This window comes from Pseudomonas sp. TE9122, from assembly GCF_056278925.1.
The window spans coordinates 3,257,417-3,283,371 of record NZ_JBWBQI010000001.1 but is presented as its reverse complement, the minus strand read 5'-3'; the positions used below and the strand labels follow the sequence as shown (position 1 = coordinate 3,283,371).

Annotated in this window: 20 protein-coding genes; 13 read left to right on the top strand and 7 right to left on the bottom strand. The window is 59.6% G+C overall.

All coding sequences use genetic code 11. The features are described from left to right. Positions 1 to 321: 321 nt before the first annotated feature. From tig to ACZ9BE_RS14645, 7 genes are all read left to right on the top strand, one after another. Positions 322 to 1,632 (top strand): trigger factor, encoded by a 1,311-nt coding sequence (tig, locus tag ACZ9BE_RS14675; RefSeq protein ID WP_016775337.1) that lies wholly within the window; start codon positions 322 to 324, stop codon positions 1,630 to 1,632. Positions 1,633 to 1,724: 92 nt separating this feature from the next. Then, positions 1,725 to 2,360, top strand: coding sequence for an ATP-dependent Clp endopeptidase proteolytic subunit ClpP (gene clpP / locus ACZ9BE_RS14670; RefSeq protein WP_016775336.1), 636 nt, complete (start codon positions 1,725 to 1,727; stop codon positions 2,358 to 2,360). A 112-nt stretch (positions 2,361 to 2,472) separates the two neighbouring features. After that, on the top strand, positions 2,473 to 3,756 hold the full coding sequence (clpX, locus tag ACZ9BE_RS14665; protein WP_016775335.1) for an ATP-dependent Clp protease ATP-binding subunit ClpX: 1,284 nt from the start codon (positions 2,473 to 2,475) through the stop codon (positions 3,754 to 3,756). Positions 3,757 to 3,919: 163 nt separating this feature from the next. Further along, the gene (gene lon / locus ACZ9BE_RS14660; protein ID WP_016775334.1) at positions 3,920 to 6,316 is read left to right on the top strand and encodes an endopeptidase La; all 2,397 of its coding nucleotides are present in this window, start codon (positions 3,920 to 3,922) and stop codon (positions 6,314 to 6,316) included. 149 nt (positions 6,317 to 6,465) lie between these two features. Further along, positions 6,466 to 6,738, top strand: coding sequence for an HU family DNA-binding protein (locus ACZ9BE_RS14655; protein WP_016775333.1), 273 nt, complete (start codon positions 6,466 to 6,468; stop codon positions 6,736 to 6,738). A gap of 227 nt (positions 6,739 to 6,965) precedes the next feature. After that, positions 6,966 to 8,837, top strand: a complete 1,872-nt coding sequence (locus tag ACZ9BE_RS14650; protein ID WP_150634904.1) for a SurA N-terminal domain-containing protein — start codon at positions 6,966 to 6,968, stop codon at positions 8,835 to 8,837. 749 nt (positions 8,838 to 9,586) lie between these two features. Next, entirely contained in the window at positions 9,587 to 10,441 is an 855-nt protein-coding gene (locus ACZ9BE_RS14645; protein ID WP_252886453.1) for a DUF2242 domain-containing protein, read from the top strand. A gap of 386 nt (positions 10,442 to 10,827) precedes the next feature. On the opposite strand, the gene ACZ9BE_RS14640 is transcribed toward ACZ9BE_RS14645, so the two are convergent. Both ACZ9BE_RS14640 and ACZ9BE_RS14635 read right to left on the bottom strand, forming a co-directional pair. Further along, positions 10,828 to 11,868: an AraC family transcriptional regulator gene (locus ACZ9BE_RS14640; RefSeq protein WP_252876591.1), complete on the bottom strand. Its 1,041-nt coding sequence runs from the start codon at positions 11,866 to 11,868 to the stop codon at positions 10,828 to 10,830. A gap of 3 nt (positions 11,869 to 11,871) precedes the next feature. Next, positions 11,872 to 13,002: a nitrilase-related carbon-nitrogen hydrolase gene (locus ACZ9BE_RS14635; protein WP_476249617.1), complete on the bottom strand. Its 1,131-nt coding sequence runs from the start codon at positions 13,000 to 13,002 to the stop codon at positions 11,872 to 11,874. Between the two features lie 208 nt (positions 13,003 to 13,210). Between ACZ9BE_RS14635 and ACZ9BE_RS14630 the strand changes: the two genes are divergently transcribed. Beyond that, positions 13,211 to 15,250: an NADPH-dependent 2,4-dienoyl-CoA reductase gene (locus tag ACZ9BE_RS14630; RefSeq protein ID WP_056788766.1), complete on the top strand. Its 2,040-nt coding sequence runs from the start codon at positions 13,211 to 13,213 to the stop codon at positions 15,248 to 15,250. A gap of 125 nt (positions 15,251 to 15,375) precedes the next feature. After that, positions 15,376 to 16,299, top strand: coding sequence for a 1-aminocyclopropane-1-carboxylate deaminase/D-cysteine desulfhydrase (locus ACZ9BE_RS14625; RefSeq protein ID WP_476249616.1), 924 nt, complete (start codon positions 15,376 to 15,378; stop codon positions 16,297 to 16,299). 141 nt (positions 16,300 to 16,440) lie between these two features. Here ACZ9BE_RS14625 and ACZ9BE_RS14620 read toward each other — a convergent pair whose 3' ends face one another. Next, positions 16,441 to 16,911 carry a hypothetical protein gene (locus tag ACZ9BE_RS14620; RefSeq protein WP_476249615.1) on the bottom strand — a complete coding sequence of 157 codons (471 nt, stop codon included), beginning with the start codon at positions 16,909 to 16,911 and terminating at the stop codon, positions 16,441 to 16,443. Between ACZ9BE_RS14620 and ACZ9BE_RS14615 the strand changes: the two genes are divergently transcribed. After that, positions 16,889 to 17,230 carry a hypothetical protein gene (locus tag ACZ9BE_RS14615; RefSeq protein ID WP_143498023.1) on the top strand — a complete coding sequence of 114 codons (342 nt, stop codon included), beginning with the start codon at positions 16,889 to 16,891 and terminating at the stop codon, positions 17,228 to 17,230. The genes ACZ9BE_RS14620 and ACZ9BE_RS14615 overlap by 23 nt on opposite strands. Positions 17,231 to 17,316: 86 nt before the next feature. Here ACZ9BE_RS14615 and phnX read toward each other — a convergent pair whose 3' ends face one another. Together phnX and ACZ9BE_RS14605 are read right to left on the bottom strand one after the other, a co-directional pair. Further along, on the bottom strand, positions 17,317 to 18,144 hold the full coding sequence (gene phnX / locus ACZ9BE_RS14610; RefSeq protein ID WP_095182103.1) for a phosphonoacetaldehyde hydrolase: 828 nt from the start codon (positions 18,142 to 18,144) through the stop codon (positions 17,317 to 17,319). A gap of 143 nt (positions 18,145 to 18,287) precedes the next feature. Beyond that, positions 18,288 to 19,397 (bottom strand): 2-aminoethylphosphonate--pyruvate transaminase, encoded by a 1,110-nt coding sequence (locus ACZ9BE_RS14605; protein WP_323621052.1) that lies wholly within the window; start codon positions 19,395 to 19,397, stop codon positions 18,288 to 18,290. 113 nt (positions 19,398 to 19,510) lie between these two features. Here ACZ9BE_RS14605 and ACZ9BE_RS14600 point away from each other — a divergent pair, with 113 nt between their 5' ends. After that, complete coding sequence (locus ACZ9BE_RS14600) at positions 19,511 to 20,371, top strand: LysR substrate-binding domain-containing protein (protein ID WP_476249614.1); 861 nt, start codon at positions 19,511 to 19,513, stop codon at positions 20,369 to 20,371. A gap of 96 nt (positions 20,372 to 20,467) precedes the next feature. Here ACZ9BE_RS14600 and ACZ9BE_RS14595 read toward each other — a convergent pair whose 3' ends face one another. Next, positions 20,468 to 21,340 (bottom strand): LysR family transcriptional regulator, encoded by an 873-nt coding sequence (locus ACZ9BE_RS14595; protein WP_258706936.1) that lies wholly within the window; start codon positions 21,338 to 21,340, stop codon positions 20,468 to 20,470. 270 nt (positions 21,341 to 21,610) lie between these two features. On the opposite strand from ACZ9BE_RS14595, the gene ACZ9BE_RS14590 reads away from it, so the two are divergent. Both ACZ9BE_RS14590 and ACZ9BE_RS14585 read left to right on the top strand, forming a co-directional pair. Beyond that, entirely contained in the window at positions 21,611 to 22,936 is a 1,326-nt protein-coding gene (locus tag ACZ9BE_RS14590; protein WP_056788787.1) for an MFS transporter, read from the top strand. 72 nt (positions 22,937 to 23,008) lie between these two features. After that, a complete protein-coding gene (locus ACZ9BE_RS14585; RefSeq protein WP_476249613.1) occupies positions 23,009 to 24,400 on the top strand; it encodes an FAD-dependent oxidoreductase in 1,392 nt (463 codons plus the stop codon). A gap of 8 nt (positions 24,401 to 24,408) precedes the next feature. Here ACZ9BE_RS14585 and ACZ9BE_RS14580 read toward each other — a convergent pair whose 3' ends face one another. Beyond that, entirely contained in the window at positions 24,409 to 25,797 is a 1,389-nt protein-coding gene (locus ACZ9BE_RS14580; protein WP_476249612.1) for a type VI secretion system Vgr family protein, read from the bottom strand. Positions 25,798 to 25,955: the final 158 nt, after the last annotated feature.

The window sequence follows — 25,955 nt, the reverse complement described above, 5'->3', positions numbered from 1 at the left end:
AGGCGCAGGGCAGGGCACTTCATCGCTTTTAAAGGATCGGATGACGCTGAACTGCTCGTCGTTCCGGTTTTGCCGGAACGCCTGTCGGGGCCTATCTGGTAGTTGCTTCTATATATAGAAGCGTTGTTGCAGAGCCCTGACGTGATCGCTTGTATTCGCCAGTGGAGTGCACGGCATTCGTGCGGCGCTCCCTATAAATTGCCTGCTGTTTTTTTACCCGTTTCCAGTAGGGTGACTTCTTGAGTTTGACCCACTAGAATGCATGCCCTTGATTCTGGGGTCGGAAACGGCCGGCTAACGTCTGTGCAACGAGGAATATCCATGCAAGTTTCTGTTGAAAATACTACTGCTCTCGAGCGCCGCATGAGCGTCACCGTGCCGGCAGAGCGCATCGAGACTCAGGTCAACAAGCGTCTGCAGCAGACTGCCCAAAAGGCCAAAATTGCTGGCTTCCGTCCAGGCAAAGTGCCAATGAGCGAAATCAAGCGCCGTTTCGGTGCTGATGCGCGTCAGGAAGCGGTAGGCGACGTCATCCAGTCTTCCTTCTACGAAGCTGTGGTCGAGCAGAAGCTCAACCCTGCCGGTTCGCCTTCGATCGAGCCAAAGTCGCTCGAAGCGGGCAAGGATCTGGAATACGTTGCTGTATTCGAAGTCTTCCCTGAGTTCACCGTTGCTGGCTTCGAAGGCATCACCGTTGAGCGTCTGAGCGCTGAAGTGGCTGACGCTGATCTGGACAAGATGCTCGACATCCTGCGCAAGCAGAACACCCGTTTCGAAGTGGCCGACCGCGCTGCTCAGAACGAAGACCAGCTGAACATCGATTTCGTTGGCAAGGTTGACGGCGAAGTGTTCGCTGGCGGCTCCGCCAAGGGCACTCAGCTGGTACTGGGTTCCGGCCGTATGATCCCGGGCTTCGAAGAAGGCCTGGTTGGCGCTAAAGCCGGCGAAGAACGCGTTCTGAACCTGACCTTCCCTGAGGACTATCAGAACCTGGACCTGGCTGGCAAAACCGCCGAGTTCACCGTGACCGTCAACACTGTGTCCGAGCCTAAGCTGCCTGAGCTGAACGAAGAGTTCTTCGCTCAATTCGGCATCAAGGAAAGCGGCATCGACGGCTTCCGCACCGAAGTTCGCAAGAACATGGAGCGTGAACTGCGTCAAGCGATCAAATCCAAGGTCAAGAATCAGGTAATGGACGGTCTGCTGGCCACCAACCCGATCGAAGTGCCAAAGGCTCTGCTGTCCAACGAAGTTGACCGTCTGCGCGTACAGGCTGTTCAGCAGTTCGGCGGCAACATCAAGCCAGACCAACTGCCGGCCGAGCTGTTCGAAGAGCAAGCCAAGCGCCGCGTCGTGCTGGGCCTGATCGTTGCTGAAGTGGTCAAGCAGTTCGACCTCAAGCCTGACGAAGCTCGCGTTCGCGAAATGATTCAGGAAATGGCTTCCGCTTACCAGGAGCCAGAGCAGGTCGTGTCGTGGTACTACAAAAACGAGCAGCAACTGAACGAAGTGCGTTCGGTTGTGCTGGAAGAACAAGTTGTGGATACTGTTCTGCAGAAAGCTAGTGTGACCGACAAATCGGTCTCCTACGAAGAAGCAGTCAAGCCGGTAGAAGCTCCAGCAGCCGACTGATTGATTTTGCGTTAGAAGTGCACACCATAAGCCAGCTCTCGAGCTGGCTTATGCGTATTCAAGACATAACTATTTGGGAGCGACTGCAGAGCATGTTCCGTAATTCTTATATTCAGCAGAACTCTGATATCCAGGCCGCCGGCGGCCTGGTCCCGATGGTTGTCGAGCAGTCCGCTCGTGGCGAACGCGCCTACGACATCTACTCGCGCCTGCTCAAGGAGCGAGTGATCTTTCTGGTGGGCCCGGTAGAGGACTACATGGCCAACCTGATCTGTGCGCAACTGCTGTTCCTTGAAGCGGAAAACCCGGACAAGGACATCCATCTGTACATCAACTCGCCGGGCGGTTCGGTGACTGCCGGCATGTCGATCTACGACACCATGCAGTTCATCAAGCCGAACGTGTCGACCACCTGCATCGGTCAGGCGTGCAGCATGGGCGCATTCCTGCTTACCGCAGGTGCACCGGGCAAGCGTTTCTGCCTGCCGAACTCGCGCGTGATGATTCACCAGCCACTGGGCGGTTTCCAGGGCCAGGCGTCGGACATCGAAATCCACGCCAAGGAAATCCTCTTCATCCGCGAGCGTCTGAACATGCTGATGGCCAAGCACAGCGGCCGTACTCTGGAAGAAATCGAGCGCGATACCAATCGCGACAACTTCATGAGTGCCGAAGCTGCGAAGGAATACGGCCTGATCGACGAAGTGATCAACCAGCGTCCAGCTTAATATAAGCAGCGCAAAACAGGCCTGATCGGCATGTCCGATCAGCGGCGGGCTTGAAAAAGCCCGCAATAGCCTTCATCTTGTGTTGCAAGCCTATCGGATTTGGATCGAACGAATGACTGACACCCGCAACGGCGAGGACAACGGCAAGCTGCTCTATTGCTCCTTCTGTGGCAAAAGCCAGCATGAAGTGCGCAAATTGATTGCCGGCCCCTCGGTCTTTATCTGCGACGAGTGCGTCGACCTGTGCAATGACATCATCCGCGAGGAGGTGCAGGAAGCACAGGCCGAAAGCAGCGCGCATAAATTGCCTTCGCCTAAAGAAATCAGCGGCATCCTTGACCAGTACGTCATTGGTCAGGAGCGTGCGAAAAAGGTTTTGGCCGTAGCGGTGTACAACCACTACAAGCGCCTGAACCAGCGTGACAAAAAGGCTGACGACGTCGAACTCGGCAAGAGCAACATTCTGCTGATCGGCCCGACAGGCTCCGGTAAAACCCTGCTGGCCGAAACACTGGCCCGCTTGCTGAACGTTCCGTTCACCATTGCCGACGCAACCACCCTCACTGAGGCCGGTTACGTGGGTGAAGATGTCGAGAACATCATTCAGAAGCTGCTGCAGAAGTGCGATTACGACGTAGAGAAAGCCCAGATGGGCATTGTCTACATCGACGAAATCGACAAGATTTCCCGCAAGTCCGACAACCCGTCGATCACCCGCGATGTTTCCGGTGAAGGCGTGCAGCAGGCCTTGCTCAAGTTGATCGAAGGCACGGTCGCTTCGGTACCGCCGCAAGGTGGCCGCAAGCATCCGCAGCAGGAATTCCTGCAGGTCGACACCCGTAACATCCTGTTCATCTGCGGTGGTGCGTTCTCCGGCCTGGAAAAGGTCATTCAGAACCGTTCCACCAAAGGCGGCATCGGCTTCAATGCCGAAGTGCGCAGCAAGGAAGAGGGCAAGAAAGTCGGTGAATCCCTGCGTGAAGTCGAGCCTGACGATCTGGTCAAGTTCGGTCTGATCCCGGAATTCGTCGGTCGTCTGCCGGTCCTGGCGACACTGGACGAGCTCGACGAGGCTGCGCTGATGCAAATCCTCACCGAGCCGAAAAATGCTCTGACCAAACAGTATGCCAAGCTGTTCGAGATGGAAGGCGTGGATCTGGAATTCCGTTCCGACGCGCTGAAATCGGTCGCCAAGCGTGCCCTGGAACGTAAAACCGGTGCCCGTGGCCTGCGTTCGATTCTCGAAGGTGTATTGCTCGACACGATGTATGAAATCCCCTCGCAGTCCGAGGTGAGCAAAGTCGTGATCGATGAAAGCGTGATCGAAGGCAAGTCCAAGCCACTGTATATCTACGAAAACAGTGAGCCGACGGCCAAGGCAGCGCCGGACGCGTAAGCGTTCACAGCGCCGCAACAAAGAAGGGGCCTTCGGGCCTCTTTTTTTTTAAGTCGTTTTTTACCTCCGCTTTGCGCTTGTTTTTTTTCGAGGCAGCCCCCATCTTGGTTTCAAGCTTAATTCCATCTGATTACGGCCATACGGCCGCCGTAGAGGCGAAATCATGAAGACAACCATCGAATTGCCTCTCCTGCCATTGCGTGATGTCGTGGTTTATCCGCACATGGTTATCCCGCTGTTCGTGGGGCGCGAGAAATCCATCGAAGCCCTCGAGGCAGCGATGACGGGTGACAAGCAGATTCTGCTGCTGGCCCAGCGAAACCCGGCTGACGATGATCCCGGTGAAGACGCTCTCTATCGCGTAGGTACAATTGCCACGGTTCTGCAACTGCTGAAGCTGCCTGACGGCACCGTCAAGGTTCTGGTCGAAGGCGAGCAGCGTGGTACTGTCGAGCGCTTCAGCGAAGTCGATGGCCACTGCCGCGCCGAAGTTTCTCTGATCGAAGAAGTCGACGCCGCCGAGCGCGAGTCGGAAGTCTTCGTGCGCACGCTGCTGTCGCAGTTCGAACAATACGTCCAGCTGGGCAAGAAGGTTCCGGCTGAAGTCCTGTCGTCGCTCAACAGCATCGATGAGCCCGGTCGTCTGGTCGACACCATGGCCGCGCACATGGCGCTGAAAATCGAGCAGAAGCAGGAAATCCTCGAGATCATCGATCTGTCGGCCCGTGTCGAGCACGTGCTGGCGCTGCTGGATGCCGAAATCGACCTGCTGCAGGTTGAAAAGCGCATTCGCGGTCGCGTCAAAAAGCAGATGGAGCGCAGCCAGCGCGAGTACTACCTGAATGAGCAGATGAAGGCCATTCAGAAAGAACTCGGTGACGGCGACGAAGGCCACAACGAAATCGAAGAGCTGAAAAAGCGCATCGATGCTGCCGGCTTGCCGAAAGACGCGCTGGCCAAGGCCACCGCTGAGCTGAACAAGCTCAAGCAGATGTCGCCGATGTCGGCTGAAGCCACTGTGGTGCGTTCCTACATCGACTGGCTGGTGCAGGTGCCGTGGAAGGCGCAGAGCAAAGTACGCCTCGACCTGGCCCGTGCAGAAGACATTCTCGACGCCGATCACTACGGCCTCGAAGAGGTCAAGGAGCGCATCCTTGAATACCTCGCCGTGCAGAAGCGCGTGAAGAAAATCCGTGGCCCGGTGTTGTGCCTGGTTGGTCCTCCAGGTGTGGGTAAAACCTCGCTGGCGGAATCGATTGCCCACGCCACCAATCGCAAATTCGTACGTATGGCCTTGGGCGGCGTGCGTGACGAAGCGGAAATTCGTGGTCACCGCCGGACTTACATCGGTTCGATGCCGGGTAGATTGATTCAAAAGATGACAAAAGTGGGCGTACGCAACCCGCTGTTCCTGCTCGATGAAATCGACAAAATGGGCAGCGATATGCGTGGCGATCCGGCTTCGGCGTTGCTGGAAGTGCTTGATCCCGAGCAAAATCACAACTTCAACGATCACTATCTGGAAGTCGATTACGACCTCTCTGATGTGATGTTCCTGTGCACCTCGAACTCGATGAATATCCCGCCAGCGCTGCTGGACCGGATGGAAGTCATCCGTCTGCCGGGTTACACCGAAGACGAGAAGATCAACATCGCTGTGAAATACCTCTCGCCGAAACAGATCGCCGCCAATGGTCTGAAGAAGGGCGAGCTGGAGTTCGATGAGGAAGCGATTCGCGACATCATCCGTTATTACACCCGTGAAGCGGGCGTGCGGGGGCTCGAGCGACAGATCGCCAAGGTCTGCCGCAAGGCAGTCAAAGAGCATGCGCTGGAAAAACGCTTCTCGGTAAAAGTGACAGCTGACCTGCTCGAGCATTTCCTCGGCGTGCGCAAGTTCCGCTACGGCCTGGCCGAGCAGCAGGATCAGGTGGGGCAGGTGACTGGCCTGGCGTGGACTCAGGTTGGCGGTGAATTGCTGACTATCGAAGCCGCAGTGATTCCGGGTAAAGGTCAACTGATCAAGACCGGTTCGCTGGGTGATGTGATGGTCGAATCGATCACTGCCGCACAGACCGTTGTGCGCAGCCGCGCCAAGAGTCTGGGCATCCCGCTGGACTTCCACGAGAAGCGCGACACGCACATTCACATGCCGGAAGGTGCTACGCCGAAAGACGGCCCAAGTGCTGGCGTCGGTATGTGCACGGCGCTGGTTTCGGCATTGACCGGTATTCCGGTGCGCGCCGATGTCGCCATGACCGGTGAGATCACTCTGCGTGGGCAAGTGCTGGCAATTGGCGGTTTGAAAGAAAAACTGCTGGCGGCACATCGTGGCGGAATCAAGATTGTGATTATTCCGGAAGAAAACGTCCGCGATCTGAAGGAGATTCCTGACAATATCAAGCAGGATCTGCAGATCAAGCCGGTTAAATGGATTGACGAGGTCCTGCAAATTGCGCTGCAATACGCGCCGGAGCCCTTGCCGGATGTGGCTCCGGAGATAGTTGCCAAGGACGAAAAACGCGAGTCTGATGCCAAGGAAAGAATTAGCACGCATTAATACGTTTTAGCCTGGGGGGCTTTCCTTGACAGCATTTTAGAGCCCTTGTTATAAAGCGGCTCTTAAGTGTCTGTAGGCCATTCAGCACTCGTTTTTGCTTTCACCAAAAAACTTAGAAACATCTCAAAATAGATATAAGGGGACTTAGAGTGAACAAGTCGGAACTGATTGATGCTATCGCTGCATCCGCTGATATCCCGAAAGCTGCTGCTGGCCGTGCGCTGGACGCTGTAATCGAATCCGTCACTGGCGCTCTGAAGGCTGGCGACTCCGTTGTTCTGGTTGGTTTCGGTACTTTCTCCGTGACTGACCGTCCGGCTCGTACCGGTCGCAACCCGCAAACTGGCAAGTCTCTGGAAATCCCGGCTGCCAAGAAGCCAGGTTTCAAAGCCGGTAAAGCGCTGAAAGAAGCTGTTAACTGAGTTTCCAGGTTTTTACCCATCCGGGTCGGGGTCAAGCCTGACTTGGCAGCGGAGCGGTAGAGCAGGTGGCTGGAACAGGCACCTGTAACGCCGGGATCGAGGGTTCGAGCCCTGTCCGCTCCGCCAGTTACGAGAAGGCGCATCCTCGGATGCGCCTTTCTTCTATCCGGATTCTACCCACGCTCCACGGTTGCCTAAATTGAAGTTCAACCGTTTCTGGGGGACGCATGCTGCAAAATATCAGGGACAATTCACAAGGCTGGATTGCCAAGACCATTATCGGGGTCATCGTTGCACTGATGGCCCTGACCGGTTTCGATGCCATTTTCCAGGCCACGACTCACAAGAACGAGGCGGCCAAGGTCAACGGTGACGAAATCAGCCAGAACGAGCTGAGCCAGGCCGTTGATATGCAACGCCGTCAGCTGATGCAACAACTGGGCAAGGACTTCGATGCGTCCTTGCTCGACGAAAAAATGCTCCGCGAATCGGCGCTCAAAGGCCTGATCGACCGCAAGTTGCTGCTGCAAGGCGCCGAACAGGCGAAGTTCTCGTTCTCCGAAGCCGCGCTGGATCAAGTGATCCTGCAGACGCCTGAATTCCAGGTCGACGGCAAGTTCAGCTCCGAGCGCTTCGACCAGGTGATCCGTCAACTGGGCTACAGCCGCATGCAGTTCCGTCAGATGCTGGCTCAGGAAATGCTTATCGGCCAGTTGCGCGCTGGTGTTGCCGGCAGCGGTTTCGTCACCGACGCCGAAGTGCTGGCTTTTGCCCGTCTGGAAAAACAGACCCGTGATTTCGCTACTCTTAACGTCAAGGCCGACCCGGCTGCGGTCAAGCTGACCGATGACGAGGTCAAGGCTTACTACGACGAGCACGCCAAGGAATTCATGACGCCGGATCAGGTGATCATCGATTACGTCGAGCTGAAGAAATCGTCGTTCTTCGATCAGGTTGCGGTCAAGGATGAAGATCTTGAGGCGGCTTACCAGAAAGAGATCGCCAACCTGTCGGAACAGCGTCGTGCCGCGCACATCCTCATCGAAGTGAACGACAAGACTACCGAAGCGCAGGCAAAGGCGAAGATCGACGAAGTCCAGGCGCGTCTGGCCAAGGGCGAGAAGTTCGAAGCGTTGGCCAAGGAGTTCTCGCAGGATCCGGGTTCCGCCAACAATGGTGGTGACCTTGGTTATGCCGGTCCTGGCGTTTACGACCCGGCTTTCGAAAAAGCGCTGTACTCCTTGTCGAAAGACCAGGTGTCCGAGCCGATTCGTACCGACTTCGGTTATCACCTGATCAAGCTGTTGGGCGTGGAAGCGCCTGAAGTGCCGACCCTGGCCAGCCTGAAAGACAAGCTGACCCGCGAGCTGAAAGCCGCTCAGGTCGAGCAGCGTTTTGTTGAGGCGACCAAACAACTGGAAGACTCGGCGTTCGAAGCTTCTGACCTGGCGCAGCCAGCAGCAGATCTGAAACTGACCGTGCATACTTCCAAGCCGTTCGGCCGTGAAGGTGGCGAAGGTGTTGCAGCCAACCGTGCCGTGGTCACTGCCGCGTTCAGTCCGGAAGTGATTGATGAAGGTGCCAACAGCACCGCCATCGAGCTGGACCCGGAAACCGTGATCGTGCTGCGCGCCAAGGAGCATCTCAAGCCTGCGCAATTGCCACTGGAAAGCGTGAGCGCGGCGATCCGCACTCAGTTGACCAAGGAGCACGCCAGTGCCGAGGCCAAGACCCGCGCCGAGAAGCTGATCGCTGATCTGCGCGACGGCAAGGCGCCGCTGGACAAGGCCATTGACGGTCAGAACTGGAAGATCACCGAAGCGGCCACCCGTGGTCAGGAAGGGGTTGATCCGGCTGTGCTGCAGGCACTGTTCCGTATGCCGAAGCCGGCTGCCAAGGACAAGCCGACGTTCTCCAGCGTTACCTTGCCGGATGGCAGCCTGATGATTGTGCGTCTGAATGGCGTCAATGAAGCAGCTGCACCGACGGAAGAAGAGAAAGCGCAATATCGTCGTTTCCTCGCTTCCCGTGAGGGCCAGCAGGACTTTGCGGCGTATCGCAAGCAGTTGGAAGCTGAGGCGAAGATCGAGCGGTTCTGATCTTTTGACTGACGTTTGAAGGAGCCCCGGCCTGATGGTCGGGGCTTTTTTGTTTTTGGTGGCTTGGCGGCCTTTGGGCCGGCCATGCTCTGGGTGGTTTGGGTGAATATCCGTTTCTTCGGGTGCGGCGGCTGGCGGTTTCGCCCTTACGGCGAGGCACTTTTTCCAGACGCCGAAAAAGTACCCAAAAAGGCTTGCTCCTACGTTCGGCCCTCGCAGGCTCGGGTTCCTTCGCTGCGGGATCGATCCAGGCGCAGCGGCTCCGGTTTGCTTCGCTGCACCTCCTTCCGCTGTGTCTGGCTGCGCCAGACGGTCGCTGCGCTCCCACGCCCGGATCAATCCCTCCACTCAGCCTTCCGATGTCGCCGGTGGATCAAAAGCAAGATCAAAAGCACTCGAGCTTGCGCTCATTGTTGAGTGGGGCGGCTTTGCCGCGGGCAGCTGCGCTGCTTTGCTTTTGCTTTTGTGGGAGCGAGCCTGCTCGCGAAGGCGGCTTGGCAGCCGACCTGATCTTGAGTTTTTACCTTTCTTTTGCTTTAGAACACGCCGGTCGGTTCTGGGGTGTTATGGCCGTCGAGCCGACAAGCCATGGCGAAATTGCGCGCGTTGATCGATCATTTGTCCACGCGGCTTTTTCCTGACGGCCATGACCGGTAAAGTTGTAACCGATTCTTGACACTATTCCATGCGCCATGGGGCAACGATCTGTTGCACAATACGCCCCGGACTGTTTTCCCTCAGGATGTTCAATGTTGATTTCCACTCCCATGCGTGTTGTCGGGCTGGCGCTGTTATTGACTGCGGTGGCCGGTTGTTCGAAGGACAAGCCGATCTATGAGCATGAGAACTTCGATGACTCCGGCACCTTTTCGCGCAATTACCCGGTAACCGACACCGCCAGTTGCGAAGCGGCCCGGCGCGCGTTGCTCAGTCAGGGCTACATCATTACCAGCAGTGATCCGAAGCTGGTCAGCGGGCACAAGAGCTTCCAGCAGACCGGCGAGACGCACCTCGAGATCAGCTTCAACGTGGTCTGCGCCGAAGATGGCAGCGCCGGGCATCATGCGACGGTGTTCGCCAACGCCTTGCAGGACCGTTATGCGCTGAAGAAGACCAACAACTCGGCCAGCCTCGGGGTTGGTGTGTTGGGCTCGGTGTCGATGCCGATCGGCTCCTCGGACGACTCGATGGTCAAGGTCGCCAGTGAGACGGTCATTGCGCAGAAGTTCTACGAGCGTTTCTTCACGCTGGTGGAGCAGTTCCTGCCCGCCGATGCGAAGAAAGCTGCACACATCGAAGAAAAGCCGAAAACCGATCTTGGTGTGCCAGAACCAAAAGCGGCACCTGCACCTGCGCCTCTGGCGCCGACACCTGCAGCGGAACCGGTCCCCGTGCCGGCTGCGGAAACTGCACCGGCCCCGGTTGAAACCGCGCCAGTGAGTTCCGAACCGATGGTGCCCCCAGCGGAGTCGACGCCGATTACGCCTGCGCCAGCGCCCGTGGAAGAGCCAGCGCCGGCCAGCGAAACCATCACTCCGCCGACCAACCCGGATATTCCGCCACCATCCGAGCCGATTCCGGCGATGCCGGCTTCGGGCCAATAAGAAACCAAGCGAAACCCTGTGGGAGCGAGCCTGCTCGCGAAGCGGTGTATCAGTCGACAGATGATTAGACTGACACACCGCTTCGCGAGCAGGCTCGCTCCCACAGTGGTTTTCGGGTTGGCTTAAAATCTGGTTACACACCTGCGGCATCATCGCCGCGATAAATCCCCAACCACCTGCTACGTTTTATTCATGAAGGCAGCGTTTCACTTTTCCTTCACACGGGCACTTTATGCTCGGGGCACAGGTCGATTGATCAGGCCATTTTCATAGCGAGCAGTTGGGGGATTCATACGATGGATGAGTATCAGGAAGAACTGCTTGAATACCAGGCCTTTGAACTGGATCAACCAGAACCGGCTGACGACGCGACGGAACTCTGAGCTTCAGGCCCCCGAGCGGTAATTTCGTCGGGATTCGCCGGGCGTCTGCCCGCTCCAGCGCTTGAATGCGCGCTGGAAGGCTTCAGCTGAGGCGAAGCCCAGCAGGTACGCGATTTCGCCGAACGCCAGTTCGGTGTCGCGGATGTAGGTCATCGCCAAATCGCGGCGTGTGTCATTGAGGATCGCGCGAAATTGCGTGCCTTCCTCAGTGAGCTTGCGGCGCAAGGTCCAGGTCGGCAGTTTCAGGCGTGCCGCGACTTCTTCAAGGTCCGGCTCGCGGCCGCCATTGAGCAGCGGGCCGAGCAACTGAGTGATGCGCTCGCGCAGGCTGCGGGTGCGGGTCAGTTGTTCCAGCTCCCGCTCGCACAATTGCAGCAGATGTCGCCAGGTGCTCGGGCAATGTTCAGGGTTGCGCAGGGCGAGGCTGCTCAGGCTCAGGCGCAGTTGGTTGCGCTCGGCGCTGAACTGGATCGGGCAGTCACCGAGCATTGTGTAGGCTTCGCGGTAATCCGGCGCTTCGAATTCGATTTCAATTCGCTCGGCGCGCAACGTTTCGCCGCAAAGGCTCGACAACTGATGCAGCCATCCGGCGAGGATCGAGTCGACCACGAAGCGGTTATAGGCGTTGTATGGGCTGATCGAGTAGAAGCGCAACCAGGCACCGTTGGCATCTTCATGAAAACTGGACTGCCCGCGATAGTTCGAGCCGTAAAGCGGCTCGAAGCGCGTCAGGCAGCGGGCCGCTTCACGCACGGTGGGTGCTTGCGCCGCAGTGATGCCGGCCAGACCGGCCTGATTCAAGCGGATCATCCGGCCCATGCGCAGGCCCAGGGCCGGGTCGCCGGTGAGTTGAATCGCCGCATGGCCCAGGCGCATATAACGCGGGATCGACAAGCGCGCCCCGGCCTCGGCCAGTCGCGCTGCATCAAGGCCATATTGTTCAAGCAGGGGCAGCGGATCGACGTCGTGGCTGCGCACGGCGTCGGCCAGACTATGGACGAAACCCACCGACAGATCCCCGAGGCGCATCGGCTGCGGCTTCATGGTTTACAGCCAGACGTTCAGCAAGCGCGCACCACGGGCCTCGCCATCGGCGAACTGCTGGCCGTTGCTGCTGAGGAAGCTTGTGCCGGTACTCGACTTATCCCAGAACTGCCCGCGCATGAACACACTGACGCCGGCAATCGCGCGGCTGCTCGGTGGTTGTGCGGTGAGGGTCAGTCGGTGCCAGGCCTGACCTTCACTGAGGTCGCCGGGCTTGAGGCTGACCGAGCCCGGCGTGCTTGAACCCTTGTAGCCGCGCCATGGCTTGTCCCAGGCGCCTTGGCCGATAACCTGCGCCGGCACCGCCACCAGTTGCGCGCCTTGCTCATCGAGGGTGCGGTAGTTGGCGGGGTACCAGCTGTCACTGCCGATCAGGATGCCCAGGCGTCCGGCCGGTGTGTCGACGACCTGTATGGCGTGTTTGTCTTCGGCTTGAATCACACCTTGCTGATCAAAGATCGGATGCATCTGCCGCTGCGGCTGGCCCAACGGTACGCCGTCGCGACCAAACACCACGCTGCTGTTGAACAGGGCGCCGCTGCCGGGCTTGAGCCGGCCGTCGCGGATGCTTGGCTCCGGCAGCACGATGGAGCCGGCCACCAGGGTGACCTGGAACTCCTTGGCCAGACCGCCGAACAGCGCCTGGTAATCCTTGGCCATGGCCTTCGCTTTCATCCGCAGATAAGCGTCATCCAGGCGTTGCTCGCCCTTGGCCCGCAGCCACGCTCGGGCAAACAGCAGTGGATTGCTCGCCGCCAGCCAGTTCATTGCCTCCGCCAGCGTTGGCGCCTGATACAACTCGTCTTTCTCGCCGCTGATCATCAACCAGGTGCCGACGTGCTCGGGCAACACCACCACGGTTTTTTCGTTGAGCAAGCCCTGATCGCGGGCCTGCTGCAGATACGCCGCGAGTTTGCGGTGCAGGCGTGCGGAGCTTTGGTAATCGGTGGGGAACAGTTCGGGCTGGATGCCGAGCAGATTGCCACGGTCGCCGGGCGTGCCCTGATTGACGGCGAGCTTGATGCGCAGGTCCGACAGGTAATGTCCCGCCGGCCGGTCTGCCGCCCACATGGCATAGGTGGTCAGGGCGGCAACGAGGGCCATGGAGAAAAACAGATACAGAAGTTTGCGCATGAAAACCAACAACAGCCGGGTACAGGATGTGGCGACTAGGGTAGGGCTCATGGCCCGGGTTGCCAAGGGGCGCTGCGCATTTGGATCAATAACTTGTCAGTTACGGTCATTGAGTGACAGCGGTGCGACTCTTAGTCTGTCGAACATGACTGACGGGGGACGCAGAGCTCCCGCAACTTTTCCGTGATCGCTCGTTGTGGAGTTACCGATGACCGCCGCTCATTACCCGCATCTGCTGGCCCCGCTGGACCTGGGATTCACCACGCTGCGCAACCGCACCCTGATGGGCTCGATGCACACTGGCCTTGAAGAAAAGCCGGGTGGCTTCGAACGCATGGCGGCGTACTTCGCCGAACGTGCCCGTGGCGGTGTCGGCCTGATGGTCACCGGCGGCATCGGCCCGAATGACGAGGGCGGCGTGTATTCCGGCGCGGCCAAGCTCACTACCGAGGAAGAGGCGCTCAAGCACCGCATCGTCACTCGCGCGGTGCACGAGGCGGGCGGCAAGATCTGCATGCAGATTCTTCACGCCGGGCGTTACGCCTACAGCCCGAAACAAGTAGCACCGAGCGCGATTCAGGCGCCGATCAACCCGTTCAAGCCCAAAGAGCTGGACGAAGAGGGCATCGAAAAGCAGATCAGTGATTTCGTCACCTGCTCGGTATTGGCGCAAACCGCCGAATACGACGGCGTCGAGATCATGGGCTCGGAAGGTTATTTCATTAACCAGTTCCTCGCCGCGCACACCAACCACCGCACCGACCGCTGGGGTGGCAGCTACGAAAACCGCATGCGCTTGCCGGTGGAAATCGTCCGCCGTGTGCGCGAAGCGGTCGGGCCGAACTTCATTATCATCTTCCGCCTGTCGATGCTCGATCTGGTCGAAGGTGGCAGTACCTGGGATGAAATCGTCATGCTGGCCAAAGCCATCGAGCAGGCCGGTGCGACCATCATCAACACTGGTATCGGCTGGCACGAAGCGCGGATTCCGACCATCGCCACCAAGGTTCCGCGTGCAGCGTTCAGCAAGGTTACGGCCAAGTTGCGCGGCTCGGTGAGCATCCCGCTGATCACCACCAACCGCATCAATACCCCGGAAATTGCCGAGCAGATTCTTGCCGAGGGCGATGCCGACATGGTCTCCATGGCCCGACCATTCCTCGCCGATCCGGACTTCGTCAACAAAGCCGCCGAAGGCCGCGCCGACGAAATCAACACCTGCATCGGCTGCAACCAGGCGTGCCTCGACCACACCTTTGGCGGCAAGCTCACCAGTTGCCTGGTCAACCCGCGCGCCTGCCACGAAACCGAACTCAATTACCTGCCGGTGCAGCAGATCAAGAAAATCGCCGTGGTCGGTGCCGGCCCTGCCGGCTTGTCTGCCGCCACCGTGGCCGCCGAGCGCGGTCATCAGGTGACGTTGTTCGATTCGGCCAGTGAGATCGGTGGCCAGTTCAACATTGCCAAGCGCGTGCCGGGCAAGGAGGAATTTTTCGAAACCCTGCGCTACTTCAACCGCAAGCTGCAAACCACCAATGTCGAGGTGTGCCTGAACACCCGCGTCGACGTGGCCAAGTTGGTTGAGGGCGGCTACGACGAAATCATTCTCGCCACCGGTATCGCCCCACGCGTGCCGGCGATTCCGGGCATCGAAAATGCCAAGGTGCTGAGTTATCTGGACGTGATCCTCGAGCGCAAACCGGTCGGCAAGCGTGTCGCGGTAATCGGTGCGGGCGGGATCGGTTTCGATGTCTCGGAATTTCTCGTTCATCAAGGCGTGGCCACCAGTCTTGATCGCGCGGCGTTCTGGAAGGAGTGGGGCATCGACACGCAACTGGAGGCCCGTGGTGGTGTGGCGGGAATCAAAGCGGCACCGCATGCGCCGGCCCGCGAGGTGTTCCTGTTGCAGCGCAAGAAAACCAAGGTTGGCGACGGTCTGGGCAAAACCACCGGCTGGATTCACCGCACCGGTCTGAAGAACAAACAGGTGCAGATGCTCAACAGCGTCGAATACCTGAGCATTGATGACCAAGGCTTGCACATTCGCATCGGCGAATCCGGCGAGCCGCAACTGCTGGCAGTGGACAACATCGTGATCTGCGCGGGGCAGGATCCGTTGCGTGAGTTGCACGATGGTCTGGTTGAAGCCGGGCAGAACGTACACTTGATCGGCGGCGCGGATGTGGCGGCGGAGCTGGACGCCAAGCGCGCGATCAATCAGGGTTCGCGGCTGGCGGCTGAGTTGTAAACACATTCTGTAGGAGCTGCCGAAGGCTGCGATCTGTTGATCCTGATTTCAAAAGCAAGATCAAAAGATCGCAGCCTGCGGCAGCTCCTACTAGTATGTGGTCTTTTCCAGATTGTGCAGTGCCCATGCTTTTGCCTCCCCCCAACTGGCTACCCCCGGCCCCTCTCGAACCGCTCCATCTGGACTGGCTTGCAGCTGCCGGCATCGAGGTTGCGATCCTGCGCCTGGACCGCATCGACCCGCTGATCAGCGGCAACAAGTGGTTCAAACTCGTCGAACACCTCAAAGCCGCCGAGCGTGCCGGCGCCGAGGGTATCATCAGCCTCGGCGGTGCACATTCCAATCACCTGCACGCGCTGGCGGCGGCGGGCAAACGGCTGGGTTTCAAAACCGTGGGACTGCTGCGCGGGCACCCGCAGGACACGCCGACAGTGCGGGATCTGCAAGCGTTCGGCATGCAGTTGCATTGGCTCGGTTACGCCGGCTATCGCGCGCGGCACGAAGCGGGATTCTGGACGCCATGGCAAGCGCAATATCCGACGCTGCGTGCAGTGCCCGAGGGCGGTGGTGGACTGGCCGGCGCACTGGGTTGCGCAGCGATCAGGCAGCAAGCCGAAGAGCAATTGGCCAAGCTGGGCTGGGATGATTTCGACGCCTGGTGGCTGGCCTGTGGCACCGGCACGACACTGGCCGGGCTGGCGCTCGCCGAGCAAGGCAAGCGCGCGGTGTACGGTGCTCTGGCGGTACCGGATGATCACGGCGTAGCGCCGAACATCGAGTCGATCCTCGCGCCCGCCACCGAGCATGCGGCGGGCTATCAACTGATCGACGCCAGCCGTGGTGGTTTCGCCAAAGTTGACGAGGCGTTGCTGACCTTCATCGATCAGACCGAGCAAACCAGCGGCATCCCTTTGGAACCGCTGTACACCGGCAAGGCCTTGCTGGCGCTCAAGCAGCATGTCGAAGCAGGCGAATTTGCCATCGGCACGCGTCTGATCTTTATCCACACGGGGGGCTTGCAGGGGCGACGCGGATTTGCAATGACATAGCCGATGGACGCGATCAGTACATGCCAGCGTTTCGGCGTAATGATATTTGCAACACACAAAAGTCTTATTTGTACGGTTTATTATTTCTGCTTATTTAAAGTTGTTGGTGTGCGTTGAACTGTGGGCGTAACTCTATGTTGCTTATATCTTGTAGGTTCTTTTGGTTTGAATAGTTTGTTGTGCGTGATTATTGTTGGTTCGGCTCTTTAGTTTGTTATTAAAGATCATAATTATATTTGTAAATTTGAGTGTGAATATGAAAAGTCCGATCTCCAAGCCTCGCCCCACTACCACTACACCAAAGCCAGTGGCGCCAACCAAACCCGTAGCACCGACCAAACCCGTAGCACCGACCAAACCAGTGGCACCAACCAAGCCAGTAGCACCAACCAAACCGGTAGCGCCGACCAAGCCGGTAGCGCCAACCAAGCCAGTAGCACCAACCAAGCCAGTAGCACCAACCAAACCGGTAGCGCCGACCAAGCCAGTGGCACCAACCAAACCGGTAGCGCCGACCAAGCCAGTGGCGCCAACCAAGCCAGTAGCACCGACCAAACCAGTGGCGCCGGTCGATACCAAGCGTCCGCCAATGCCATGGCCGACCCTTAACATCAACATCGATCCGGTGGCCTTGATTACGCTGATTCAAACACTCGGTGCGACCGTCAATGTCGATGGTTCGACCACACTGCCTGACGGTAGCGTGGTTGACGTTGATAAGACTTCGATCAAGCGTCCCGACGGCATCATTCAATATGACGACGGCCGGGTAGAGTATCCGGACGGGCGAATCGTATGGTCTGATAATACCGTTGAATATCCGGATGGCCGTATTGTCTGGGAAGATGGTACTGAACAATTGCCTGACGGAAGCGTTAAACATCCCGATGGTAGTGCGTACGACGCAGAGGGCAACCTTGTTTCAGAGTAAGTAATAACCGGGCAATATATTTATTTAAGACAGTGCAAAAAAACACCGCTGATTGTCATGGATCAGCGGTGTTCCGGTTATCGGCCTCAGGCGTTTTGCGGCATCTCACCGTTGGCCAGACGCTTGTTGATGTCGGCGATCACTTCCGGCAGATCGCTGATGGTGTCGATCATGTAATGCGGCCGCGAACTTGCGAACAGCGCGTGGATGCGCTGGCGCTCGCTGGCCAGTTCATCGCTGCCCAGCGCGCGGAAACCCTCATAATCCAGACCCAGCGCGTTGCCCGAGCAAATCAGCGCAACCGTCCACATGCCGGCCCGGCGGCCTTCGAGAATGCCCGGCACGGTGTCGTCGATCTTCACGCACGCTGCAACATCGTCGATGCCCAGAGCGATCACGTTGGCCAACGCTTGCGCTGGCCATGGACGACCGTTTGGCACTTCGTCGGTGGCGACCACGTGGTCGGCGACGTAGCCGTTGCTGGCGGCGAGTTCGACGACTTTGTCCATGACCGCTTTCGGGTAACCGGAGCAGGAACCGATCTTGATGCCTTGTGCGCGCAGTTGGGCGATGGCGTCCAGCGCGCCGGGAATCAGTGCCGAGTGCTCGGCGATTTTCTCGATCTGCAACGGCATGAAGCGGTTGTAGATAGCGGTAACATCATCGTCGGTCGGCGTGCGACCGAATACCTTGCGATAACGCTCGGCCACTTGCGGCTGATCACAGAGGGTGCGGATGTGATCCCACTTGCCCATGCCCATCGGCCCACGGGCCTCTTCGATCGACACCTGCACATCGAACTCGGCGAAGGCTTCGACGAAGATCTGCGTCGGCGCGAACGAGCCAAAATCGACCACGGTACCGGCCCAGTCGAGGATCGCGGCTTGCAGCTTGCTTGGATTGGTGTAGTTCATGGTAATCAATTCCTGATTTGAAAATGAGATCAAAATGTGGGAGCGAGCCTGCTCGCGAAAGCGGTCTGACATCAGCGTATGTGTCGCCTGGGACGACGCTTTCGCGAGCAGGCTCGCTCCCACAGGGGGATTTTTGGTGAGGCTCAGATGTCGAGCACTTCCATCTCGCGCAGCACTTCACCTACTGCTGCCACGGCCTGGCGCATTTCGTCCGGGGTGACGTGGCCGATGCAGCCGACGCGGAAAGTTTCAACCTGGGTCAGTTTGCCGGGGTAGAGGATGTAACCCTTGGCCTTGACCCGCTCATAGAAGTCCTTGAACTGGTAGCGCGGATCCTGCGGGGCATGGAAAGTGGCGATGATCGGCGCCTGAATCGCCGCCGGCAGGAAGCTGCGCAAGCCGAGCTTGTTCATCTCTTCCATCAGCGCCTGACAGTTGGCGGCATAACGCGCATGCCGCGCCGGCAGACCGCCTTCTTCGCGGTATTGCAGCAACGCTTCGTGCAGCGCCGCGACCACATGGGTGGGCGGGGTGAAGCGCCATTGCCCGGTTTTCATCATGTAGGCGTGCTGGTCGTACAGGTCCATCGCCAGCGAGTGCGAGTTACCGGCAGATGCGGCCAGCGATTCCTTGCGGGCGAAGACAAAACCCATCCCCGGTACGCCTTCCAGGCATTTGCCGGAAGCGGCAATCAGCGCGTCGAATGGCACTTTTTGCGCATCCACCGGCAACGCGCCGAATGAGCTCATGGCGTCGATGATCAGACGTTTGCCATGTTGCGCAACGACCTCGGCGATCTCGGCCAGCGGATTGAGAATGCCAGTGCTGGTTTCGCAGTGGATCAGCGCCACGTGGGTGATGTCAGCGTCGGCGCGCAGCAAGCGGTCGACGTCAGCGGCGGTGGTCGGTTCGTCTTCGGCGGTTTCGAAGGTGCTGAACGAGCGGCCGAGCACTTCGCAGATCTTCGCCAGGCGCTTGCCATACGCGCCATTGATCAACACGAGGATTTTGCCGTCGCGCGGTACCAGCGTGCCGATCGCCGCTTCGACGGCGAAGGTGCCGCTGCCCTGTAACGGTACGCAATGGTGGCTGGCGGCGCCGTTGAGGATGGCCAGCAATTGCTCGCACAGGCTGGCGGTCAGCTGGTTGAAGCGGTCGTCCCACGAACCCCAGTCGACCATCATGGCCTGACGGGTGCGGGCCGAAGTGGTCAACGGGCCGGGAGTGAGCAGAATCGGTGCGGCGGTACTCATTCGTGTGTCCTCGCGAAAACGCTGTGGGATGAAGCTACGGGGCCTACGTTGCAATTCGCCGCTGCATCAATCAAATTGTTTGTTGTTATGCCAGCCATCAGTGAGAGTTATCCATGAATCTGTTTCAGCTGCGCGCCTTCGATGCCGTGGCCCGCGAAGGCAGCTTCACCCGCGCGGCTGCGCGGTTGTTCATCAGCCAGCCGGCGGTTACCGGACACATCAAGGCACTGGAAGAGCACTACCAGATCACCTTGCTGCGGCGCACCGCGCGACGGGTGGAACTGACCGAGGAGGGCACCAAACTGGCAGCGATCACCCGCGCCATGTTCGGTCTGGCGGAAGAAGCGCAGACGCTGCTCGAGGCCAATCGGCAATTGTTGACCGGGCGTCTGGAGGTGGCGGCGGATGGGCCGCACATGGTCATGCCGATGTTGGCAAGTTTGCGCGCGCGCTATCCGGGGATCACCGTCAACCTGCGTCTGGGCAATGCCCAGGAAACCCTGGCGGCGCTGTTGTCGGAACACGCCGATGTCGCGGTGCTGACCGAGGTCGAGCCGCGCAAGGGCCTGCATCTGCAAGCGCTGAGCGAATCGCGGATCTGCGCGTTGGTGCCGGCGGGGCATCGCTGGGCGAATCGCTCCGGGGAAGTGAAAGTCAAGGAGCTGGACCAAGTGATCATGGTCCTGCGCGAGCCGAGTTCGATTACCCGGCGCACTTTTGATCAAGCGTGTGCGCAGGCCTCGATTCAGCCGCGGGTGTTGCTGGAGCTGGACAGTCGCGAGGCGGTGACCGAAGCGGTCGCGGCCGAGTTGGGGGTCGGTGTGGTGTCATCGGTGGAGGTCAGTCATGACCCGCGCGTGGTGGCGATCCCGATTGCCGGGGAAGGGCTGATGAACCGGCACATGATTGGCTGCATGGAGCGCCGGCGCGAGTTGCGCTTGATTCAGGCTTTTTTTGATCTGGCACCAGCCTGAAAACCGTGGCGACTTTTTCGCGAGCAGGCTCGCTCCCACATTGCAGAGCGCGGTCCCATGTGGGAGCGAGCCTGCTCGCGAAGGGGCCGATACTGTTTACGCAAGACTCTCGCGAACCATATCGAGAAACGTCGCCACCACCCGCCGCGAACTCTGTTCGCGCAAGCACACCAGGGTTTCGGTCAGGCGCCTCGTGCAGTCGGTGATCGGCAACGCGCAGACCCGTGAGTCGGCGCCGAACTCCGCCGCTGAAACCACACCAACCCCGATCCCCACCACCACGGCTTCGCGCGCCGCTTCCCGACCTTCAACCTGAATCGCCGGGCGGATGCGCAAACCTGCGCGGGCCATTTCCTCTTCCAGGGTCTGCCGGGTCACCGAACCGGTCTCACGCAGCACCAGTGGCGTGTCATCCAGATCGGCCAGACAGATCGATTCGCGCTCGGCCCACGGATGATTGCGCGAAACGAACGCCACCATCGGATCGTTGCGCAACGGCACACACAGCAAGCGTTCATCGGTTACGTCGCGGCCGAGCAGCGCCAGATCGGCCTGATAGTTGAACAGGCGAAACAGCGATTCATCGGTATTGCCGGTTTCGATTTTCACGCTGATGCCCGGGTAGCGCTCGCAGAACCGTGCGATCTGCGGCAACACGTGGATCGGCGCGTCCACCGCGAGAATCAGGCTGCCGGTCTGCAGGGCCTGGGATTCCTGCAGCAATTCCTGCGCTTCGGCTTCGATCACGAACAGGCGCTGGGTGATCGCCAGCAGGCGCTCGCCGAGATCGGTCAGGCGTACGGAACGTTTATTGCGGTGAAACAGCAGCACGCCGAAGCGTTCTTCGAGTTTGCGCACCTGGTCGGAAATCGCCGGTTGCGTCAGATAAAGCCGCTCGGCGGCGCGGGTGAAGCTGCCATGGACGGCCACCGCGTGGAACGCTTTGAGTTGGGCGTGAGAGACAGACATGGTGGCTCCAGTAACAAGCTCGGCTTATGTGTGAAATACGATAAATCGATTTTATTTATTAAACAGTAATTGCTTTCATCGGCTCACGCCATCGCTGACTGCTCGGTCGAGCAGCAGCGCTGGCCCATGAGCCTGTGCGTGCAACAGCAGACTCATCTGACCGTTATCGCCGAAGGGAAGGGGCGGTATCGCAGTGCTCAACAATAAAAAACACAGGCGTTTTTCTTAACGATTCTGCCGGCACACTCACACCCTGAGGTCAGAACCACCATGAACAAGCACATCGGCACCCTGGCGCGTTGGCGCGTGCAGATCTTCGCTATTACCTGGCTCGCGTACGCCGCGTTCTACTTCACCCGCAAAGCGTTTTCGGTGGCCAAACTGGGCATCGCCGAAGACCCCGATTTCACCCTCGACAAAATGGCCATGGCCAACCTCGACGCGATCTATCTGGCGGCGTATGCCCTCGGACAGTTCACCTGGGGCATGCTCGCCGATCGCTTTGGCCCGCGAGTCGTAGTGCTTGGCGGTTTGCTGATATCCGCCGCTGCGGCGCTGGTGATGGGCAGTTTCGCTACATTGCCGATCTTCGCCACGTGCATGTTGATTCAAGGTCTGGCGCAGTCCACTGGCTGGTCGGGGCTGTGTAAAAACCTTGGCAGCTTCTTCCCGTCAGAGCAGCGCGGGCGCGTGCTCGGCTTGTGGAGTTCCTGTTACGCGTTTGGTGGTCTGGTCGCCTCGCCGTTCGCCGGCTGGTGGGCCTACACGCTGGTCGGCACCTGGCACGCGGCATTCATTTCCAGCGCGGCGGTGGTCGCGGTGGTGGCCGTGCTGTTCTTTATCTTCCAGCGCAACAAACCGGAAGACGTCGGCTTGCCGGCGGTGGAGCCCGAGCCGGAACTGACCGCCGAGGAAACCGCAGCCAACAGCAAACTCAGCGTGTGGGAGCCGTTAAAGGAAATCCTGCGCAACCGCACGGTGCTGGTGCTGGGCCTGGCGTATTTCCTGCTGAAACCGGCGCGCTACGCGATTCTGTTGTGGGGGCCAGTGATTGTTTTCGAGCAGATGCCCAGTGTCGGCAAGGTTGGCGCGGCGATCATTCCCACCGCGTTTGAACTGGCCGGATTGCTCGGGCCGATCATGATCGGCCTGGCCTCGGACAAACTCTTCGGCGCCCGACGCATGCCGGCCTGCGTGCTGAGTCTGTTGGCGCTGACCGTAACGCTGGCGCTGTTCATGGCTGCGCTGAACACCGGCAGCGTGTTGTTGGTCGTCGCGTTGCTGTTCGTCATGGGCCTGACGTTGTACGGCCCGGACTCGATGATCAGCGGTGCGGCCGCCATCGATTTCGGCAAGGCCAAGGCCGGTGCCACCGCCGCCGGTTTCGTCAACGGCTGCGGCTCCGTAGGCGCGGTGCTCGGCGGTTTGCTGCCGGGCTACTTCGACTCGGTGACGGTGTTTATCGTCTTCGCCGGATGCGCGCTGTTCTCGGCGCTGGTGCTGATTCCGCACTGGAACAGTCGGCCGGTCGGCGTGATGGAGCCGCGCGCAACGATCCCCAACTGCCCGCTGAGCGTCAAACCGCTGCGTTCCTGAAACCCTTCGCCCCGTCGCCTGCTGCGCGGTGCGCGGCAGGTTGCGTCGTGACCTTCTGACTGGAGATTTCCCATGCGACCGTTCTGGCTCGAGCAAGCCTTGCAGGCCGACCCATCCGAGCAGTGTCCACCGCTGCAAGGCGAGGTGCGCACCGATGTGTGCATCGTTGGCGGCGGCTACACCGGATTGTGGACGGCGATCATGCTCAAGCAGCAAAACCCCGAGCTGGAGGTGTTGCTGATCGAAGCTGACATCTGCGGTGCCGGCGCCAGTGGCCGTAATGGTGGTTGCGCACTGTCATGGTCGGCCAAGTATTTCACCCTGGAGCGCTTGTTCGGCGTCGAAGAAGCGGTGCGTCTGGTCAGGGAATCGGAGCGCAGCATCCATGCGATCGGCGAGTTCTGCGAGCAGTACGGCGTCGATGCCGATTACCGCCTCGACGGCACGCTGTACACCGCGACCAATCGCGCTCAGGTCGGCGCAACTGACGCGGTGATCGCGGCGCTGGAGCGTAACGGCATCAACTCGTTCAGCCAGCGACCGCTCGCCGATGTGCAGCGCATGGCTGGTTCAGCAAAACACCTGGAGGGCTGGTTTTCCCCGGCGGCTGCCAGCGTGCAACCGGGCAAACTGGTGCGCGGCCTGCGCCGGGTGGCGCTGCAATCGGGCGTGAAGATCCATGAAGGCACGGCGATGACCGGGCTGGAAGAGGGCCGCCCGGCACGCATCCACACGCCCGGCGGCAAGGTCATCGCCGACCGGGTGGTGCTGGCGATGAATGCGTGGATGGCCCGCGCGTTTCCTCAGTTCGAACGCAGTGTGGCGATCGTTTCCAGTGACATGCTGATCACCGAGCCGCGCCCGGACCTGCTGCAGCAAATCGGTTTGACCAGCGGCGTCAGCGTCCTCGATTCGCGGATTTTCGTGCATTACTACCACAACACCCCGGACGGCCGGATCATGCTCGGCAAGGGCGGCAACACCTTCGCCTATGGCGGGCGGATGCTGCCGGTGTTCGATCAGCCGTCGCCTTATGCCGGCTTGCTCAAGCGCAGTCTCGCGGATTTTTTCCCGGCGTTCGCCGAGATCAAAATCGACGCGACGTGGAACGGCCCGTCGGATCGTTCGGTGACCGGTTTACCGTTTTTCGGCCAGATGAGCGGGGCGGGCAATGTGTTTTACGGCTTCGGTTATTCCGGCAGCGGCGTCGGCCCGTGTCACATGGGCGGGCAGATTCTCGCCGCGCTGGTGCAGGGCCTGGATAACCCGTGGACCCGTTCGCCGCTGGTCAACGGGCCGCTGGGTTATTTCCCGCCGGAACCCATCCGCTACCTCGGCTCGTTGATGGTGCGCAACGCCATCCGCCGTAAGGAGCGCGCCGAAGATCACGGGCGCCGGCCTCGGCATCTGGACGTGCGCCTGGCCAGGTTCGCGGCGGCGGCGGGCAAGGCGGACAAAGGCTGAGGCGCCGATCAATGCTCGGCGCGGTGGCTCAGCCAGTCGAGCAACAGGCTGTCGCGCACGGGTTCTGATTCGCGTTCCGGCGGCTGGCGTGCGTGGCTGAGGCACAGGATCGGTCGGTCCGGATCGCTGTCGAGGAAACTCACCCACACTTCACTGCCAGCACGCGGTAATTGATCGATGGCGACAGGGCCGCTGAGCCGGCTCATGGCGATCGGCAGCCACAGGGCGTCGCTGGCGGATTTATCCGCAGACGGCCACAGGCTTACAGCGAGGCAGCCGTTTTCGTCCACTTGCGCAGGTTGCCCAGGCGCACCCGCCACTTTCGCCAAGTGATAACCGGCAATATTCGGGCGAGCTTGTTTGAGTGGCGGACGGAAGTCGGTCGACCAGGGCTGCGCAGTGAAGTCGTTGTGATAACGCTGAACGCTTGGCGCCGGATCAAGGATCGAAGGGTGCTGCCCGTGGTGGCGCACCGCGCTGATCAGCCATTGTTCGTTGAAATGATGAATCGGGTGGTCGGCCACAAGCAGCAGTCGGCCACTGAGCAAATCGCTGCAATCACTGCGCCCGTGAATGGAGCGCAACTGGCAGCGTTGGCGTTGCAGATGACGTCGACTGCGTTGTTCGGCGTGCAGACGTTCCGGCGATCGCGCGGGCATCGGCAACTCGGTCGAGACCTCGTTGGCGGCTTCGGCATTGCCGGTTGGCTGACCGCGATTGCGCACCGCATGCAGCATCGGTACAGGCGCCGCGCGATGCTGTTGATAGAGCGCGCTGACGCAGGGCGACGGTGGTTGCTCATCAGCACTGAAAGGGATTTCGACCGGTTCCTGCGGCAGGCTCAGGCTGTCGTCAGCGAACACCACGACATGTCCGTCCGGCCCGTGTTCGAAGTGATAGTGGATGCCTTCTTCTTCGCATAGCCGCTGCACCAGTGCCAGATCGCTTTCTTCGTACTGAATGCAAAACGCCCTTGCCGGGTAGTGACCGACGCTCATTTCAATGCGATAGCTGTGCGCTGGCAGGGCATGTTCTTCGAGCAGTTGTTGAATGATCTGCGGCACACTCAGGTGAGTAAACACGCGGCGCTTATGCGTTTGCGCCAGTTGTTGCAGATGCGGCACCAGAATCAGTCGATAGCCGACCCGATGCGTCCCGCGATGTTCGCAGCTGGCGCTGGAAATGACGCCGTGGAATCCGTGCTGCTCACTGAGCCGCAAAAAGGCTGGCCTGTGCAGGAAGGATCCCGGGACGATGGCCGGGGCCAGTCCGAGCAGTTCGATGTCGAAACGGTAAGGCTGGTTCAGCGCTTCCTCGCCGCGAAAACGCACCATCGGCAGGCGCAATCCGCTGTCGGTCAGCGTAAGGGTGAAGGGACTTTCCTTGTCATTGAGCATTCGAGCAGGCCCTGTCAGGCGATACGGGGTTTCAAGGGTACGAAACCGTCGGGCTGAATGTTCATGTCAAAGGCGCTTTTCAGAATCCCCCTACATGCTTTGATGAAGATGTCGATTCCGTCGGCTGTTTTTTTGGTCGATTGCCGACTTTAGGCCGT